This is a genomic window from Streptomyces sp. NPDC001515 (assembly GCF_053597115.1).
On the sequence record NZ_JBSFHN010000002.1, the window covers coordinates 154,028 to 170,983 of the forward strand.

At 69.8% G+C, this 16,956-nt stretch carries 15 protein-coding genes and 1 riboswitch; of the genes, 11 read left to right on the plus strand and 4 right to left on the minus strand.

What is annotated here, in order from left to right:
* Positions 1-60: 60 nt before the first annotated feature.
* Both ACWCXC_RS04295 and ACWCXC_RS04300 read right to left on the minus strand, forming a co-directional pair.
* The gene (locus ACWCXC_RS04295) at positions 61-1,530 is read right to left on the minus strand and encodes a hypothetical protein (RefSeq protein ID WP_450886551.1); all 1,470 of its coding nucleotides are present in this window, start codon (positions 1,528-1,530) and stop codon (positions 61-63) included.
* A 146-nt stretch (positions 1,531-1,676) separates the two neighbouring features.
* On the minus strand, positions 1,677-1,877 hold the full coding sequence (locus tag ACWCXC_RS04300; protein WP_450682263.1) for a hypothetical protein: 201 nt from the start codon (positions 1,875-1,877) through the stop codon (positions 1,677-1,679).
* A 157-nt stretch (positions 1,878-2,034) separates the two neighbouring features.
* Between ACWCXC_RS04300 and ACWCXC_RS04305 the strand changes: the two genes are divergently transcribed.
* Complete coding sequence (locus ACWCXC_RS04305; protein WP_450682262.1) at positions 2,035-3,009, plus strand: carbohydrate kinase family protein; 975 nt, start codon at positions 2,035-2,037, stop codon at positions 3,007-3,009.
* Between the two features lie 42 nt (positions 3,010-3,051).
* On the opposite strand, the gene ACWCXC_RS04310 is transcribed toward ACWCXC_RS04305, so the two are convergent.
* Positions 3,052-4,434 carry an aminotransferase class V-fold PLP-dependent enzyme gene (locus ACWCXC_RS04310; protein ID WP_450886553.1) on the minus strand — a complete coding sequence of 461 codons (1,383 nt, stop codon included), beginning with the start codon at positions 4,432-4,434 and terminating at the stop codon, positions 3,052-3,054.
* Positions 4,435-4,705: 271 nt separating this feature from the next.
* On the opposite strand from ACWCXC_RS04310, the gene ctaC reads away from it, so the two are divergent.
* From ctaC to ACWCXC_RS04330, 4 genes are all read left to right on the plus strand, one after another.
* Positions 4,706-5,668 carry an aa3-type cytochrome oxidase subunit II gene (ctaC, locus tag ACWCXC_RS04315; protein WP_450682260.1) on the plus strand — a complete coding sequence of 321 codons (963 nt, stop codon included), beginning with the start codon at positions 4,706-4,708 and terminating at the stop codon, positions 5,666-5,668.
* On the plus strand, positions 5,665-7,401 hold the full coding sequence (gene ctaD, locus ACWCXC_RS04320) for an aa3-type cytochrome oxidase subunit I (protein WP_450682259.1): 1,737 nt from the start codon (positions 5,665-5,667) through the stop codon (positions 7,399-7,401). The genes ctaC and ctaD overlap by 4 nt, the downstream gene beginning before the upstream one ends.
* Positions 7,398-7,796, plus strand: coding sequence for a cytochrome c oxidase subunit 4 (locus ACWCXC_RS04325; RefSeq protein WP_450682258.1), 399 nt, complete (start codon positions 7,398-7,400; stop codon positions 7,794-7,796). Before ctaD ends, ACWCXC_RS04325 begins: the two co-directional genes overlap by 4 nt.
* A 107-nt stretch (positions 7,797-7,903) precedes the next feature.
* A complete protein-coding gene (locus tag ACWCXC_RS04330; RefSeq protein ID WP_450682257.1) occupies positions 7,904-9,160 on the plus strand; it encodes an Ig-like domain-containing protein in 1,257 nt (418 codons plus the stop codon).
* A 47-nt stretch (positions 9,161-9,207) separates the two neighbouring features.
* Here the strand turns inward: ACWCXC_RS04330 and ACWCXC_RS04335 are convergent, their stop codons facing one another.
* Complete coding sequence (locus ACWCXC_RS04335; RefSeq protein WP_450682256.1) at positions 9,208-9,609, minus strand: hypothetical protein; 402 nt, start codon at positions 9,607-9,609, stop codon at positions 9,208-9,210.
* Positions 9,610-9,805: 196 nt separating this feature from the next.
* Here ACWCXC_RS04335 and ctaE point away from each other — a divergent pair, with 196 nt between their 5' ends.
* From ctaE to ACWCXC_RS04365, 6 genes are all read left to right on the plus strand, one after another.
* Entirely contained in the window at positions 9,806-10,426 is a 621-nt protein-coding gene (gene ctaE / locus ACWCXC_RS04340; RefSeq protein ID WP_383643320.1) for an aa3-type cytochrome oxidase subunit III, read from the plus strand.
* Positions 10,427-10,481: 55 nt separating this feature from the next.
* Complete coding sequence (gene qcrC, locus ACWCXC_RS04345; RefSeq protein ID WP_450682255.1) at positions 10,482-11,291, plus strand: cytochrome bc1 complex diheme cytochrome c subunit; 810 nt, start codon at positions 10,482-10,484, stop codon at positions 11,289-11,291.
* Positions 11,288-12,340: a cytochrome bc1 complex Rieske iron-sulfur subunit gene (gene qcrA / locus ACWCXC_RS04350; RefSeq protein WP_450682254.1), complete on the plus strand. Its 1,053-nt coding sequence runs from the start codon at positions 11,288-11,290 to the stop codon at positions 12,338-12,340. The genes qcrC and qcrA overlap by 4 nt, the downstream gene beginning before the upstream one ends.
* Positions 12,337-13,962: a cytochrome bc1 complex cytochrome b subunit gene (gene qcrB, locus ACWCXC_RS04355; protein ID WP_450682253.1), complete on the plus strand. Its 1,626-nt coding sequence runs from the start codon at positions 12,337-12,339 to the stop codon at positions 13,960-13,962. The genes qcrA and qcrB overlap by 4 nt, the downstream gene beginning before the upstream one ends.
* Positions 13,963-14,086: 124 nt before the next feature.
* Positions 14,087-15,151 carry an anthranilate phosphoribosyltransferase gene (trpD, locus tag ACWCXC_RS04360; RefSeq protein ID WP_450682252.1) on the plus strand — a complete coding sequence of 355 codons (1,065 nt, stop codon included), beginning with the start codon at positions 14,087-14,089 and terminating at the stop codon, positions 15,149-15,151.
* Positions 15,152-15,235: 84 nt separating this feature from the next.
* A riboswitch (SAM riboswitch) is annotated at positions 15,236-15,353 on the plus strand.
* Between the two features lie 193 nt (positions 15,354-15,546).
* Positions 15,547-16,923 carry an aminotransferase class V-fold PLP-dependent enzyme gene (locus ACWCXC_RS04365; RefSeq protein ID WP_450682251.1) on the plus strand — a complete coding sequence of 459 codons (1,377 nt, stop codon included), beginning with the start codon at positions 15,547-15,549 and terminating at the stop codon, positions 16,921-16,923.
* The last annotated feature ends 33 nt before the right edge of the window (positions 16,924-16,956 follow it).

A 16,956-nucleotide genomic window follows, 5' to 3' on the forward strand; every position in this document is an offset into this window, starting at 1 on the left:
GCGTCACCATGGCGGAACCGGCGATCTTCGCCAGGACGTAGCCCCGGCCGGGCAGGGCGGTCAGGCGCGCGGCACCCGGTGGCCCGACGAGGTGTCCGTGACCGTGCGGTCCCCGAGCGGCCGGTCCAGGGTCACGGAGCGCGTCAGCTGCTTGGCGACCATGATGCAGGCCCTGCCCGGGTCCCCCTTCTTCTCCGTCACGGTGACCCGCACCGTCGCGCCGTCCTCGTCCGCGCTCGCCGTGTACGTACTGCACGCGCCGCCCCAGAACGTCACCGAGAGCGTCCGCCCGTCGGTGGCGTACGACAGGATCACGGGCCCGGACGGGGTGCCCGTGGAATCGCCGGGCTCCTGCGTCGCGGGAGCGTCCTTCTTCAGGAACGCCGGGTCCACCGCCACCTGCGTGACCGTCTCGCCCCGGCCGCCCGCCTCCGCCCGCGTGGTGAAGAGCCACGACGGTACGAGGATCTGCTTGCCGTCCACGTACTGCGCGGCCAGACCGAAGACCGCCTTCTCGACGGTCACCGTGCGCGGCGGTGGCTCCGCCCCGGTCGTCTTCCCGCAGCGGTAGTGGGGCGCCGCCTCGCCCTCCTTCGCCGGCGGCGGATCGATGCAGCCGCCGATGTTCCCGCCGCTCCTCGGCTGCGCGGCGTTCAGCTCCTTCAGCGCCTCGTCTGCGCCGACCACCGGATACTCGGCGCCCTTCTCCAGCCCCTTCAGCTGCCCGCTCCCGCCGGTCACCTCACCGTCGGGGCCGACCTGGACGCCGGTCGCCCAGCCGTACGTGGGCAGCCCGCCGACCACCGGATCGGCGTTGACCACCCGGACCGAGCCCATCACCTGGCGCGCGTCGAGGGCGGCGCCTTCCTGGCCGACCGCCTTGAGGACCGGCGCGGCGGCGGCCCGCGCCTCCCGCTCGCTCACCGGCGCGCCCGAACCGTCGCCCGGCGCCACCGGCTTGTCCGAACAGACCTCCACGCTCTGGCAGTTGTCGGTGCCGCCGGACCCGTACCGGGCGAACGTCCAGGTGCCCGGGGCCTCCTTGGCCACCCGCAGCACCGGACCCGCACCGTCCTTCGTGGAGCCCACCGTCCAGGAGGTGCCCTGCGCCCTCGGCGTACCGGACACGCCCAGCGCCTTCGCCAGCCGGCTCACCTCCGCCGAGGTGACCGCCCCGGCGGGCCGCTGGACGGCGGCCCGGTCCGGGCCCTTCGGCAGGGTGCCGGACGCGCGGTAGACCACCCGGCCGCCGTTCGGGTCGGGTTCGCCCGGCGCGATGCCCTCCGGCGGGGCCGACGGACGGGGCCCGGGGGTGGCGGGGCCGGTGTCCGGCCCGTCCAGGGCCAGCGTCGGGGGAGCGGCGCCCGCCGCGTCCGACGAGGGGGTGCTCTTCCCTTCGCTGGCCTCGGCCGCGACCAGATACGCGCCGCCTCCGGCCAGGAGGACGGCAGCGGCCACCGAGGCCACGGCGAGCGGCGACCGCCGCCGCCGGGGCTCCGTCACATCGTTGTCGGGTCGCTCGGTGCTCACCGGATCGCTCCTTCGCCTGAATCGCCGTCATACGCCGCGCCGCGGCCGTATCGTCCGCCCATGGGGTGTGCGGACACCAGTGGGACGGGGCGGGCGCCCGACCGGTTCCCCTCGGGGGAGCGGCCGGGAGGCGGAGGCGGGCCGGATCAGTCCCCGTACTCGGACATCGCGTCGATCAGCCGGGCGGAGGCGGGCGGCACCGTCACCCCGTTGATCAGCGCGGGCGGCACGGGGGCGGCGGCGGTGCGGGCCGGTGCCACCCAGTGCGGGGCCATCCGCGCGCAGTCCCCGCGCAGCTCGGCCAGACCGGATTCGGACGTCTCGTGCGTGGCGATGTGGTTCGACATATCCGCACCGTAGGCATCACCACACTCGGGTGGAAAGCCCTACTATCGGGTAGTTTCTCCCGTTCCCCCGACTGCCCGAGCGGGTAGCGTGAACTGTCACGCCGCCCCGGGGGACGCCCACGCCGTTCCCCTCGACCTCCGCAGGAGCAGTCTCCCCGTGCGTATCGCAGTCACCGGCTCCATCGCCACCGACCACCTCATGACCTTCCCGGGCCGCTTCGCCGACCAGCTGGTGGCCGACCAGCTGCACACGGTCTCGCTCTCCTTCCTCGTCGACAACCTGGACGTCCGCAGGGGAGGGGTCGCCGCCAACATCAGCTTCGGCATGGGCCTCCTCGGCACCCGCCCGGTCCTCGTGGGCGCCGCCGGCTCCGACTTCGACGAGTACCGCGCCTGGCTCGACCGGCACGGTGTCGACACCGGCTCCGTGCGGATCTCCGAGGTGCTGCACACCGCGCGCTTCGTCTGCACGACCGACGCCGACCACAACCAGATCGGCTCCTTCTACACGGGCGCCATGAGCGAGGCCCGGCTGATCGAGCTCAAGGCCGTCGCCGACCGGGTGGGCGGGCTCGACCTCGTCTCCATCGGAGCCGACGACCCGGAGGCGATGCTCCGCCACACCGAGGAGTGCCGCACCCGGGGCATCCCCTTCGCCGCCGACTTCTCCCAGCAGATCGCCCGCATGGACGGGGACGAGATCCGCATCCTCCTGGACGGCGCCACCTACCTCTTCTCCAACGAGTACGAAAAGGGGCTCATCGAGTCGAAGACCGGCTGGACCGACGAGGAGATCCTCGGCAAGGTCGGGCACCGGGTCACCACGCTCGGCGCCCAGGGCGTGCGCATCGAGCGCGCCGGCGAGGAGCCGATCGTCGTCGGCTGCCCCGAGGAGAACGTCAAGGCCGACCCGACCGGCGTCGGCGACGCCTTCCGCGCCGGCTTCCTCTCCGGGCTCGCCTGGGGCGTCGGCCTGGAGCGCGCGGCCCAGGTCGGCTGCATGCTCGCCACCCTCGTCATCGAGACGGTCGGCACCCAGGAGTACACCCTGCACCGCAACCACTTCATGGACCGCTTCACCAAGGCGTACGGCCACGAGGCCGCCGCCGAGGTCCACGCGCACCTCGCGTAGGACGGTCCGCCGGCCGGGACCCGCCCGAGCGGCGAGTCCCGGTCAGACGAGCCGGCGGACCGTGTAGGCCGAGCCCCGGTCCGCCGGCTCCTCTCCCACGTACTCCTGCTCCCGCATCGCGCACCAGGCCGGGATGTCCAGGCGCGCCGCCTCGTCGTCGGCCAGCACGGTCACCGTCCCGCCCACCGGTACCTCCCCGATCACCTTTGCGAGTTCGATCACCGGAACGGGGCAGCGCCGGCCGAGCGCGTCGACCACCAGGGAGTCCGCCGGGGCGGGGGAGGGGGCCGCGGTCGTGGGCGCGCCCAGCTTCTCCCGTACGCCCGCCACCACCGGCGGCAGCACCGCCAGGAAGCGGTCCACGTCCTCCTCCGTGGTGCCCGGGGGCAGCGACACCCGCACATTGCCCTCCGAGAGCACCCCCATCGCCTTCAGCACATGGCTCGGCGTCAGCGTGCTGCTCGTACAGGACGAACCGGAGGAAACGGAGAATCCGGACCGGTCCAGCTCCTGGAGCAGGGTCTCTCCGTCGACATAGAGACAGGAGAAGGTGACCAGATGCGGCAGCCGCCGCACCGGATCGCCGACCACCTCCACGTCCGGCACCAGCTCCGGCACCCGCGCCCGGATCCGGTCGACCAGCGCCCGCAGCCGCGCCGCCTCGTCCGCCGCCTCCGCCCGCACCGCGCGCAGGGAGGCCGCGGCGGCCACGATCGCCGGCAGGTTCTCGAAGCCGGACGCCCGCCCCGACTCCCTTTCGTCGGCGGGCCCCTGGGGCGCGAACCGCACGCCCTTGCGGACCGCCAGCAGCCCCGTCCCGGCCGGGCCGCCCCATTTGTGCGCGCTCGCCGTCAGCAGCGACCAGCCCTCCGGCACCGGCCCCCAGCCCAGCGACTGCGCCGCGTCCACCAGCAGCGGCACCCCCGCCTCCCGGCAGGCGGCGGCGGCCTCGGCCACCGGCTGCTCGGTGCCGACCTCGTGATTGGCGGACTGGAGGCACGCCAGCGCGGTGTCCGGCCGCAGCGCCCGCGCGTACGCCGAGGCGTCGACCGCGCCCGAGCGCCCCACCGGCACCTCCGTGACCGAGCCGCCCCCGTTCTCATGGGCGGCGGCCGAATGGAGTACCGACGAGTGTTCGACCGCCGACACCACCAGATGGCGGCCGACACGCCGACGGCCCGCGAGCGCTCCGGACATTCCGGAATGCACCGCCCGGGTCCCCGACGAGGTGAAGACCAGCTCGTCCGGACGGCAGCCGACGGCCTCGGCCGCGGCCTCCCGGGCCGCGTCCAGCAGCAGCCGGGCCCGCCGCCCCTCCCGGTACAGCCGGGCCGGATCGGCCCAGCCCTCGTCCAGCGCGGCAAGCAGCGCCTGGCGGGCGACGGGATGGAGGGGGGCGGAGGACGCGGCGTCGAAGTAGGGCACCCGGCCACGCTAGCCCGGCACCCGCCGCAGCCGGGGACCGGCCGCCCCCGGGCACGGGAGAGAGGGCGTCAGATGGCGCCCGGAGCGCCGGATTCCACCCCTTCGGGGAGTCGGGCGGCGCGTTGGGCACCCTCCCCGCGCGACCCCAAATAGCGTCCAGTAGGGTTTGGTCCGCATAAACATCCAAACCCCTGCCCGCAACAGGGCCGGCGACCGACCAGCGAGACCGGCCGCGCCGACCGTGCGGGCGAGACTCTCGGGAAGGCGCTACGTGAGTCCCAACGGCTCCGACCGCTCGTCGCGGCGCCCGATGCGGCGGAAGCTGCCGCAGGTGCTGACTGCGGGCCTGATCCTGGCGACCGCAACCGGTTGCACATACAAGGACTTCCCCCGCCTTGGTATGCCCACCCCGGTAACGGAAGAGGCACCACGGATCCTCTCCCTCTGGCAGGGCTCGTGGGCGGCAGCGCTCGCCACGGGTGTCCTGGTCTGGGGCCTGATCCTGTGGAGCGTCATCTTCCACCGGCGCAGCCGTACCAAGGTGGAGGTACCTCCGCAGACCCGGTACAACATGCCCATCGAGGCGCTGTACACCGTGGTCCCTCTGATCATCGTCTCGGTGTTGTTCTACTTCACCGCGCGCGACGAATCGAAGCTCCTCGAACTCTCCCCGAAGCCGGCCCACACCATCAACGTGGTCGGCTACCAGTGGAGCTGGGGCTTCAACTACATCGAGAACGTGGACGGCTCCGCCGCCACGGGCAACGAAGTTCCCAAGGAGCTCGACGCCATCCCGGACCGGTTCCGCAAGGACTTCCCCAAGAACGCGGACGGCGTCTACGACGTCGGCGTCCCGGGAACCCGGAACCCCCAGAACGGCAACCCCGGGCCGACCCTGTGGCTGCCCAAGGGTGAGAAGGTCCGCTTCATCCTGACTTCGCGCGACGTCATCCACTCCTTCTGGGTGGTGCCGTTCCTCATGAAGCAGGACGTCATCCCGGGCCACACCAACGCCTTCGAGGTCACTCCCAACCAGGAGGGCACCTTCATGGGCAAGTGCGCCGAGCTCTGCGGCGTCGACCACTCCCGGATGCTCTTCAACGTCAAGGTCGTCTCCCCGGAGCGCTACCAGGCGCACCTGAAGGAGCTGGCGAAGAAGGGCCAGACGGGCTACGTGCCGGCCGGTATCGAGCAGACTGACCCGGCCAGGAATGCGGAGACCAACAAACTGTGAGCATCCTCAACGAACCTCAGGGTGCCGCGGCAGCAGACGACTCCTACGAGGACGAGCTGCCGGTCCGGCGGAAGCAGCCGGGCAACGTCGTCGTCAAGTGGCTGACCACCACTGACCACAAGACGATCGGCACGATGTACCTGGTCACGTCGTTCGCGTTCTTCTGCATCGGCGGACTCATGGCGCTCTTCATGCGCGCCGAGCTGGCCCGTCCCGGCACGCAGATCATGTCGAACGAGCAGTTCAACCAGGCGTTCACGATGCACGGCACGATCATGCTGCTGATGTTCGCGACGCCGCTGTTCGCCGGATTCGCGAACTGGATCATGCCGCTGCAGATCGGCGCGCCCGACGTGGCGTTCCCGCGGCTGAACATGTTCGCGTACTGGCTGTACCTCTTCGGCTCGCTGCTCGCGGTGGCCGGCTTCCTCACCCCGCAGGGTGCGGCCGACTTCGGCTGGTTCGCCTACTCCCCGCTGTCGGACGCCGTCCGCTCGCCGGGTGTCGGCGCCGACATGTGGATCATGGGTCTGGCCTTCTCCGGCTTCGGCACGATCCTCGGCTCGGTCAACTTCATCACCACGATCATCTGCATGCGCGCCCCCGGCATGACGATGTTCCGCATGCCGATCTTCGTCTGGAACGTCCTGCTGACCGGTGTGCTGGTCCTGCTGGCCTTCCCGGTGCTGGCCGCCGCGCTCTTCGCGCTGGAAGTGGACCGTAAATTCGGTGCGCATATCTTCGACGCGTCCAACGGCGGGGCATTGCTCTGGCAACACCTCTTCTGGTTCTTCGGCCATCCAGAGGTGTACATCATCGCGCTGCCATTCTTCGGAATCATTTCCGAAGTGGTCCCCGTCTTCAGCCGCAAGCCGATGTTCGGTTACATCGGCCTGGTCGCCGCGACGATTTCCATCGCCGGTCTCTCCGTGACCGTGTGGGCCCACCACATGTACGTCACCGGCGGTGTGCTCCTGCCGTTCTTCTCCTTCATGACGTTCCTCATCGCGGTACCCACCGGGGTGAAGTTCTTCAACTGGATCGGAACGATGTGGAAGGGATCGTTGTCCTTCGAGACACCGATGCTCTGGGCCATCGGCTTCCTGATCACCTTCACCTTCGGTGGTCTGACCGGTGTCATCCTGGCCTCGCCGCCGATGGACTTCCACGTCTCGGACTCGTACTTCGTGGTCGCGCACTTCCACTACGTCGTCTTCGGCACCGTGGTGTTCGCGATGTTCTCCGGCTTCCACTTCTGGTGGCCGAAGTTCACCGGCAAGATGCTCGACGAGCGGCTCGGGAAGATCACCTTCTGGACGCTGTTCATCGGCTTCCACGGCACGTTCCTCGTCCAGCACTGGCTGGGTGCCGAGGGCATGCCGCGCCGTTACGCGGACTACCTGGCCGCCGACGGATTCACCGCGCTGAACACGATCTCGACGATCTCCTCGTTCCTGCTCGGCCTGTCGATCCTGCCGTTCTTCTACAACGTCTGGAAGACCGCCAAGTACGGCAAGAAGATCGAGGTCGACGACCCGTGGGGCTACGGCCGTTCGCTGGAGTGGGCGACCTCCTGCCCGCCGCCGCGGCACAACTTCATCACGCTGCCCCGGATCCGTTCCGAATCCCCGGCGTTCGACCTGCACCACCCGGAGATCGCGGCGCTCGAACAGCTTGAGCACCACTCCGAGGACGACAAGGCCCTCGCAGGCGGCAAGGAGGCGGGCAAGTGAAGATCCAGGGCAAGATGTTCCTCGGTCTGGCGCTGTTCATCCTCGTCATCGCCGTCACCTACGGGGTGTGGTCGAAGGAGCCCGTCGGCACCACCGCGCTCGTCCTGGCCTTCGGCCTGAGCGTCATGATCGGCTTCTACCTGGCCTTCACGGCCCGGCGGGTCGACGCCATGGCGCAGGACAACAAGGAAGCCGATGTGGCGGACGAGGCCGGCGAGGTGGGGTTCTTCTCCCCGCACAGCTGGCAGCCGCTCTCGCTCGCGGTCGGCGGCCTGCTCGCCTTCATGGGCGTCGTCTTCGGCTGGTGGCTGCTCTACTTCTCGGCCCCGATCATCCTGATCGGTCTCTTCGGCTGGGTCTTCGAGTACTACCACGGTGAGAACCGCACCCAGTAGCACCGCTCCACCCGAGACGGGGGGCCCGCACTTCCACGCGAAGTGCGGGCCCCCCGTTTGCAGTCACCCCGCGCGCTGAAACGGATGAATCTTCTTAGCGTGGGTTCATGAACCACACGCCGCGCATCCGTCCCGTAGTGAGCTGCACTCTGCTGGTCGTGACCCTGGTCGCCGGGGCGACGGCCTGCGGGGACTCCGACGGCCATCCGCTCTCGGCACAGCCGTTCGACGCGGCGGACGAGATCGCCTCCAGCATTCCCGACGGGGGCGAGAAGATCGATCCCGACAAGCCCCTGGAAGTCACCGTCGACGGTGACGACGGCCGGATCACCGATGTGACCGCCGTGGACGGGGAGGGCCGCCACCTCGCGGGCGAACTCGACGCGGACGGCCACCGCTGGCGCTCCACCGCCCCGCTCGCCGCCGGCACCCGCTACACCGTCAAGGTGGGCATGGAGGACGACGACGGCGCCCCCGGCGCCCGTACGCTCACCTTCGAGACGGCCGCGGCCAAGAAGTTCCTGAAGGTCACCTTCGGCCCGCAGGCGGGCACCTACGGCGTCGGACAGCCCGTCACCGCCCAGCTCAGCGCCCCGGTCGCCGACCGGGCCTCCCGCGCCACCGTGGAACGCGCCCTGAAGGTGCGCTCCACCCCCGCGGTGACCGGCTCCTGGTACTGGGTCGACGACAAGACGCTGCACTACCGCCCGAAGGACTACTGGCCCGCCAAGGCCACCATCGAGGTCAGCAGCGCCCTGACGGGCATCAAGGTGACCAACGCGCTCTACGGGGCGCCCACCAAGACCCTCAAGCTCAGGACCGGCGACCGCATCGAGGCCATCACGGACGCCTCGACGCACTCCATGACGGTCCTGCGCAACGGAGAAGTGATCAACACCATTCCGGTCACCACCGGCAAGCCCGGCTTCTCCACCCGCAACGGCGTCAAGGTCGTGCTGGGCAAGGAGTACTACGTACGTATGCGCGGGGAGTCCATCGGCATCTCCGCCGACTCCGCGGACGCCTACGACCTCGACGTCTACTACGCCACCCGGGTCACCTGGAGCGGCGAGTACGTGCACGCGGCGCCCTGGTCCACCGGATCACAGGGGTACGCCAACGTCAGCCACGGCTGCACCGGCATGAGCACCAGCGAGGCCGAGTGGTTCTTCAACACCGTGCGCGAGGGCGACATCGTCAAGGTCGTCGGCAGCGAGGGCGAGACCATGACGCCCTTCGACAACGGCTACGGCGACTGGAACCTGTCCTGGGCCAAGTGGAAGAAGGGCAGCGCCCTCACCAACGACACCACGCCGGACCGCGTGGACACGGTCCGGGCGGCGCGGCTGCGCCCCCAGGTCTGACGCCCCGGGGAGCGCCGCCCCGCGCGGGAGCCGCGCGGGGCCGGGACTCAGGCCCCCACGGAGAGCCGGGCGCGCAGCAGGGCGGCCAGCGCGTCGGCGAACTCGACCGGCTCCACCGGAAGGGTCACCGCGCCGTCCGCGCGGCTCCAGGTGGCCAGCCAGGCGTCCTGCGGACGGCCGATGAGGAGCAGGACCGGCGGGCAGCGGAAGATCTCGTCCTTGATCTGCCGGCAGACGCCCATCCCGCCCGCCGGAGCCGTCTCGCCGTCCAGCACGCAGACGTCCACGCCCCCGTTGTCCAGGGCGTCCAGGACGGCAGGCAGGGTGGCGCACTCCAGGAACTCCACCTCGGGCAGGTCCGCGGCGGGCCTGCGCCCGGCCGCCAGCCTCACCTGCTCACGGGTGTGCGCGTTGTCGCTGTAGACCAGGACCGTGGCGGTCGGCTGCATTGTTCCTCCGTGACGTCTGTGTCTTCGGGGCGCTCTGGGCGTGCCGGGCATGAACCGATGCGCGGATCGTACTCCGCCCGACAGCCTGTCAGCACCGCTCCGGAGCACGGATCCGTGGGCCGTTCGGGGAGGACACACCCCCCTGACACACCGAACGGCACCCCCCGGAGTGAGGGCGGGATAAGCGACCGACATAATGTCGGTCGTGGCGACAGCAACGACAGTAGAAACCGGGCACGCGCACCCGTCGGTCAATCGACCGAACCTCACCAGCGTCGGAACCATCATCTGGTTGAGTTCCGAGCTGATGTTCTTCGCGGCCCTCTTCGCGATGTACTTCACCCTGCGATCGGTGACCGGACCGGAGCACTGGAAGGAAATGGCGTCCGCCCTGAACTTCCCGTTCTCGGCGACCAACACCACGATCCTGGTGCTCTCCTCACTCACCTGCCAGCTCGGCGTCTTCGCCGCGGAGCGGGGCGACGTGAAGAAGCTCCGCACGTGGTTCGTGATCACGTTCGTGATGGGTGCGATCTTCATCGGAGGCCAGGTCTTCGAGTACACGGAGCTGGTGAAGAAGGACGGCCTCTCGCTGTCCTCGGACCCGTACGGCTCGGTGTTCTACCTGACCACCGGCTTCCACGGGCTGCACGTGACAGGCGGGCTCATCGCCTTCCTGTTCGTCCTGGGCAGGACGTACGCAGCCAAGAGGTTCACCCACGAGCAGGCGACCGCAGCCATCGTCGTGTCCTATTACTGGCACTTCGTCGATGTCGTGTGGATCGGCCTGTTCGCCACGATCTACATGATCAAGTAACCGGGCCCGCACCCGACCATCATCGACGCAGAAGATCCTGACACCGGGGTAATCCGTGAAAAAGCTCTCCGCACGACGACGCCATCCGTTGGCGGCGGTCGTCGTACTACTCCTCGCGCTGGCGGCTACTGGGGGGCTGTACGCCGCGTTTGCGCCCGCGAGTAAGGCGCAGGCCGACGAAACCGCCCAGTCCCTCGCGATCGACGAGGGCAAGAAGCTGTACTCCGTCGGTTGCGCCAGCTGCCACGGAACCGGTGGTCAGGGCACCACCGACGGGCCGAGCCTGGTCGGCGTGGGCTCCGCCGCCGTGGACTTCCAGGTCGGCACGGGCCGTATGCCGGCGCAGCAGCCCGGCGCGCAGGTGCCGAAGAAGAAGGTCATCTACTCGCAGGCCGAGATCGACCAGCTGGCGGCGTACGTCGCGTCGCTGGGCGCCGGTCCGATCGTTCCGACCAAGAGCCAGGTCGACCCGTCGGGCGCCGACGTGGCCAAGGGCGGCGAGCTGTTCCGCACCAACTGCGCGCAGTGCCACAACTTCACCGGTCAGGGTGGTGCCCTGACGAAGGGCAAGTCCGCGCCCAACCTCGAAGGCGTGAGCCCCAAGCACCTCTACGAGGCCATGCAGACCGGCCCGCAGAGCATGCCCTCCTTCCCCGACTCGACGATGCCCGAGCAGCAGAAGAAGGACATCATCGCGTACGTCCAGACCGTCAACAGCTCCGAGGCGGAGAGCCCCGGCGGGCTGTCGCTCGGCGGCCTCGGTCCGGTCAGCGAGGGTCTCTTCGCCTGGATCTTCGGGCTCGGCGCCCTGATCGCCGTCGCCGTCTGGGTCGCGGCCCACACCGCTAAGGCCAAGAAGTCATGAGTAGCCAAGAGATTCCAGAAGAGAACCTGCCCGCAGAGCAGGCCACCGCGCACGGCGCGGTCGAGGGCGCCGGCGACCCGTTCGCCGACCCGGGGCTGCCGGCCCACAAGCCGCGCATCCAGGACATCGACGAGCGGGCCGCCAAGCGGTCGGAGCGCGCGGTCGCGTTCCTCTTCCTGCTGTCGATGCTGGCGACGGTCGGCTTCATCGCCTCCTACGTCATCTTCCCGGTCGACAAGATCGTCTACATCTTCCCGTTCGGTCATGTGAGCGCGCTGAACTTCTCCCTGGGGCTGACCCTGGGCGTGGCGCTCTTCGCGATCGGCGCGGGCGCCGTCCACTGGGCGCGCACCCTGATGTCGGACGTGGAGGTCGCCGACGAGCGCCACCCGATCTCGGCCGAGCCCGAGGTCAAGGCGAAGGTGCTCGCCGACTTCGCGGCCGGTGCCGAGGAGTCCGCGTTCGGCCGGCGCAAGCTGATCCGCAACACGATGTTCGGCGCGCTGGCCCTGGTGCCGCTCGCCGGCGTGGTGCTGCTGCGCGACCTCGGTCCGCTGCCGGAGAAGAAGCTCCGCTCCACCTTGTGGGCCAAGGGCAAGCAGCTCATCAACATGAACACGATGGAGCCGCTGCGTCCCGAGGACGTCGCCGTCGGTTCGCTCACCTTCGCCATGCCCGAGGGGCTGAAGGAGGACGACCACGACTTCCAGACGCAGATCGCCAAGGCCGCGCTGATGATCATCCGCATCGAGCCGGACAACATCAAGGACAAGCGCGAGCGCGAGTGGGCCCACGAGGGCATCGTGGCCTTCTCGAAGATCTGCACCCACGTCGGCTGCCCGATCAGCCTGTACGAGCAGCAGACGCACCACGTGCTCTGCCCGTGCCACCAGTCCACCTTCGACCTCTCCGACGGCGCCCGCGTCATCTTCGGTCCGGCCGGTCACGCCCTTCCGCAGCTGCGGATCGGTGTGAACAGCGAGGGCAACCTCGAAGCCCTCGGTGACTTCGAAGAGCCCGTCGGTCCTGCATTCTGGGAGCGCGGATGAGTACTGCGACCGATACGAAGCGCAAGGCGCCCGCCGGTGAGCGGGTGGCCGACTGGGCGGACGGCCGGCTCGGGATCTACTCCCTGGCCAAGGCCAACATGCGCAAGATCTTCCCGGACCACTGGTCCTTCATGCTCGGTGAGGTCTGCCTCTACAGCTTCATCATCATCATCCTCACGGGTGTGTATCTGACGCTGTTCTTCCACCCGAGCATGAACGAGGTCGTCTACCACGGCCCGTACGAGCCCATGCAGGGCATCCAGATGTCCGAGGCGTACGCCTCGACGCTGGACATCAGCTTCGACGTCCGCGGTGGTCTCCTGGTCCGCCAGATCCACCACTGGGCCGCGCTGATCTTCCTGGCCGGCATGTTCGTGCACATGATGCGCGTGTTCTTCACGGGTGCGTTCCGCAAGCCCCGCGAGATCAACTGGCTGTTCGGCTTCCTGCTGTTCGCGCTGGGCATGTTCACCGGGTTCACCGGCTACTCGCTCCCGGACGACCTGCTCTCGGGCACGGGTGTCCGCTTCACCCAGGGCGCGATCCTGTCGGTGCCGATCGTCGGCACCTACATCTCGATGTTCCTGTTCGGCGGGGAGTTCCCGGGCGGCGACTTCGTCGCGCGGTTCTACTCGATCCACATCCTGCTGCTGCCGGGCATCATGCTCGGGCTGCTGGTGGGCCACCTGATCCTGGTCTTCTACCACAAGCACACGCAGTTCGCGGGTCCCGGCCGGACCAACAAGAACGTCGTCGGCATGCCGCTGCTGCCGGTGTACATGGCGAAGGCCGGAGGCTTCTTCTTCCTGGTCTTCGGCGTCATCGCCATCATCGCGGGCATCGCCACGATCAACCCGATCTGGGCCATCGGCCCGTACCGCCCGGACCAGGTGTCCACCGGCGCCCAGCCCGACTGGTACATGGGCTTCGCCGAGGGTCTGATCCGTGTGATGCCGGGCTGGGAGATCAACCTGTGGGGTCACACGCTCGTCCTGGGCGTGTTCATCCCGCTGACCCTCTTCGGCCTGATCCTCGGGGCGATCGCGGTCTACCCGTTCATCGAGTCCTGGGTCACCGGGGACAAGCGCGAGCACCACATCCTGGACCGCCCGCGCAACGCCCCGACCCGTACGGCCTTCGGTGTCGCCTGGATCACGCTGTACTTCATCGGTCTCGTGGGCGGCGGCAACGACCTCTGGGCGACGCACTTCCACCTGTCGCTGAACGCGATCTCCTGGTTCGTCCGGATCTTCTTCTTCGTCGGACCGGTCATCGCGTTCATCGTCACCAAGCGGATCTGCCTCGGCCTCCAGCGCCGGGACAAGGAGAAGGTGCTGCACGGGCGCGAGTCCGGGCTCATCAAGCGCCTGCCGCACGGTGAGTTCGTCGAGGTCCACGAGCCGCTCTCGCCGGCCCAGCTGCACACGCTCACCGCGCACGAGCAGTACAAGCCGGTCGAGATCGGCCCCCTGGTCGACGAGAACGGTGTCGCGCGCAAGGTGTCTGCGGTGCAGAAGCTGCGGGCCAAGCTCAGCAAGGGCTACTACGGCGAGGACAACCAGATCGCCAAGCCCACCGCCGAGGAGTACAAGGAGATCACCAGCGGCCACGGCCACCACTGATCACCTGACCTGATCGCCACAGCGGGAGCCCCGTCCATTCGCTGGACGGGGCTCTTCGCTGTCCGCGGCTCTCGATAGGGTGACCCCATCCCCTTTTTCGGCAATGGACCCCCAGGAGCGGACCATGAACGTTGTGACCCCGGACGGCGGCGACAGCGTGGCGGCCCGTTCCTGGCCGGGCGTGCTGACCCCCCTGCTGCGCGGACAGGACCTGAGCGCGGACGACACCGCCTGGGCCATGAACCGCATCATGAGCGGCGAGGCGACCGATGTGCAGATCGCCGGATTCGCGGTCGCGCTGCGGGCCAAGGGCGAGACCGTCTCGGAGGTCTCCGGCCTGGTGCGCGCGATGTACGAGCACGCCGTCACCATCGAGGTGCCCGGACCCACCGTCGACATCGTCGGCACCGGCGGGGACATGGCCAAGACGGTCAACATCTCCACCATGTCCGCGATCGTGGTGGCCGGCACCGGGGCCAAGGTCGTCAAGCACGGCAACCGGGCCGCCTCCTCGGCGAGCGGTTCCTCCGACGTCCTGGGCAAGCTGGGCGTCAATCTGGAGCTGTCCGCGCAGCGAGTGGCCGAGGTGGCCGAGGAGGCGGGCATCACCTTCTGCTTCGCCGTCAAGTTCCACCCCTCGCTGCGGCACGCCGCCAAGGCGCGCGGTGAGCTGGGTGCCCCGACCACGTTCAACATCCTGGGCCCGCTGACCAACCCGGCGAAGGTGCGCTCCCAGGCCATCGGCGTCGCCGATCTGCGGATGGCGCCCATCGTGGCGGGCGTCCTCGCCGAGCGGGGCAACTCCTCGCTGGTCTTCCGCGGCGACGACGGCCTGGACGAGCTGACCACGACCGCGACCTCCCGCGTCTGGATCGCCCGCGACGGCGAGGTGCGCGAGGAGGTCTTCGACCCGCGCGACGTCGGCCTCGACCTGGTGCCGGTGGAGGCGCTGCGCGGCGCGGACGCCTCGTACAACGCGGATGTCGCCCGCCGGCTGCTGGCCGGTGAGACCGGTCCGGTGCGGGACGCCGTCCTGCTGAACTCGGCGGCGGCGCTGGCCGCCCTGGAGCCCTCCGACGCGCCGCTGACCGAGCGGCTGGCCGACGGGATGGCGAAGGCCGCCGAGTCCATCGACTCGGGCGCGGCCGGCCGGGCGCTGGAGCGCTGGGTCGTCGCCAGCAACGCCTGATCCCGCCAGGAAACACCACGGGGCGCGGTCCAGATCCTGGACCGCGCCTTGCGCGTTCCCCGGCGTATGGCAAGATGCTGGTCAGGTCATGAGTGACAGCGACTACGGCCCCGGCCCGCTGTCCGGCAACCCTCCGTCCGTGGCGGGGTGCCCCGGGTGAAGACCAGGCCGTAGGCAGCGAGGCTTACGGCAAGCGCGGACCCCTCGACATCGTGAGATGTCCACCCGTGGGGTCCTGGTCCTCAGGGAGCCTCTTGTGAGCACGCGAATGCGATAGGGCGTTGCGGGCCCGTTCGGCCCACGCCCTTCTCCGCACACCCTCTTTCTCTCTTCTCCCCGTGCTGCCGCGTACCCGCCGGCACGTGGATCTCGCCTGCCTCTTACGGGAGTTCGCCATGTCTGTCGTCACCGCTGCCTCCGACCGTTCGGTTTGTGCCCCGCTGCCCGTTCTGGGCAAGGACGTCACCGTCCCGCTGGTCACCGGCGGCGAGGTCACCTACGCCGCGCTGGACTACGCCGCCAGCGCGCCGGCCCTCCAGCGGGTCTGGGACGACGTGGCCGCCTACGCCCCGTACTACGGCAGCGTCCACCGCGGCGCCGGCTACCTCTCGCAGCTCTCCACCGACCTCTTCGAGTCCAGCCGCGACACCGTCGCGGAGTTCCTCGGCTGCCGCGCCGAGGACCAGGTGATCTTCACCCGGTCCACCACCGACTCGCTCAACCTGCTGGCCGCGGTCCTGCCCGCCGACTGCCAGGTCTTCGTCTTCGAGACCGAGCACCACGCCTCGCTGCTGCCCTGGCGCGACGCCCGGGTGACCTACCTCAACGCCCCGCGCACCCCGGCCCAGGCCGTCGCCACGCTGGAGCGGGCGCTCGCGGACCGCGACCCGTACGGTCCGGCGCTGGTCTGCGTCACCGGTGCCTCCAATGTGACCGGCGAGCTGTGGCCGGTCAGGGAACTGGCCGCCGCCGCGCACGCCCACGGCGCCCGGATCGTGCTCGACGCCGCCCAGCTGGCCCCGCACCACCCGGTCGACATCGGCGAACTGGACGTCGACTGGGTCGCCTTCTCCGGACACAAGCTCTACGCGCCCTTCGGCTCCGGCGTCCTGGCCGGCCGCGCCGACTGGCTGCGCGACGCCGAGCCCTACCTGGCCGGCGGCGGCGCCTCCCGCACGGTCGCCCGCCGCGCCGACGGGGGAGTGGACGTCGCGTGGCACACCACGGCCGCCCGCCACGAGGCCGGCTCGCCCAACGTCATCGGCGTCTACGCGATCGCCTCCGCCTGCAAGGCGCTCACCGAGGCCGGCTTCGACTCCCTGGTCGCCCGTGAGCAGCACCTGGTCGCCGCCGTCCGCGCCGGACTGGCCGAGGTCCCCGAGGTCAAGGTCCTCTCCCTCTTCGGCGACGACGCCCCCCGGGTCGGCGTGATCTCCTTCGTCGTGGAGGGCTGGAACAGCTCCCACTTCGCCGCCGCGCTCTCCGCGGAGTACGGCATCGGGGTGCGCGACGGCCTCTTCTGCGCCCACCCGCTGGTGCGCACCCTGCTCGGCAGCGACCCGCGCGAGGTCGGGGAGTGCGGAGCGCCGGAGGCCGCCCCCGGCGAGAGGTCCCTGAACGCCATCCGGGTGAGCTTCGGCGCCGGTACGCCCGACGAGCACATCGAGCGCTTCCTCGGCGCGGTCAAGGAGCTGGTCAGCAAGGGCGCCCAGTGGAAGTACCGCACGGAGGACGGCCGTTGCGTCCCGGACCGGGGCGCCGCCCAGCTCTGAGCCCGACATGACGGCGGCCGGGTACGGGATCCT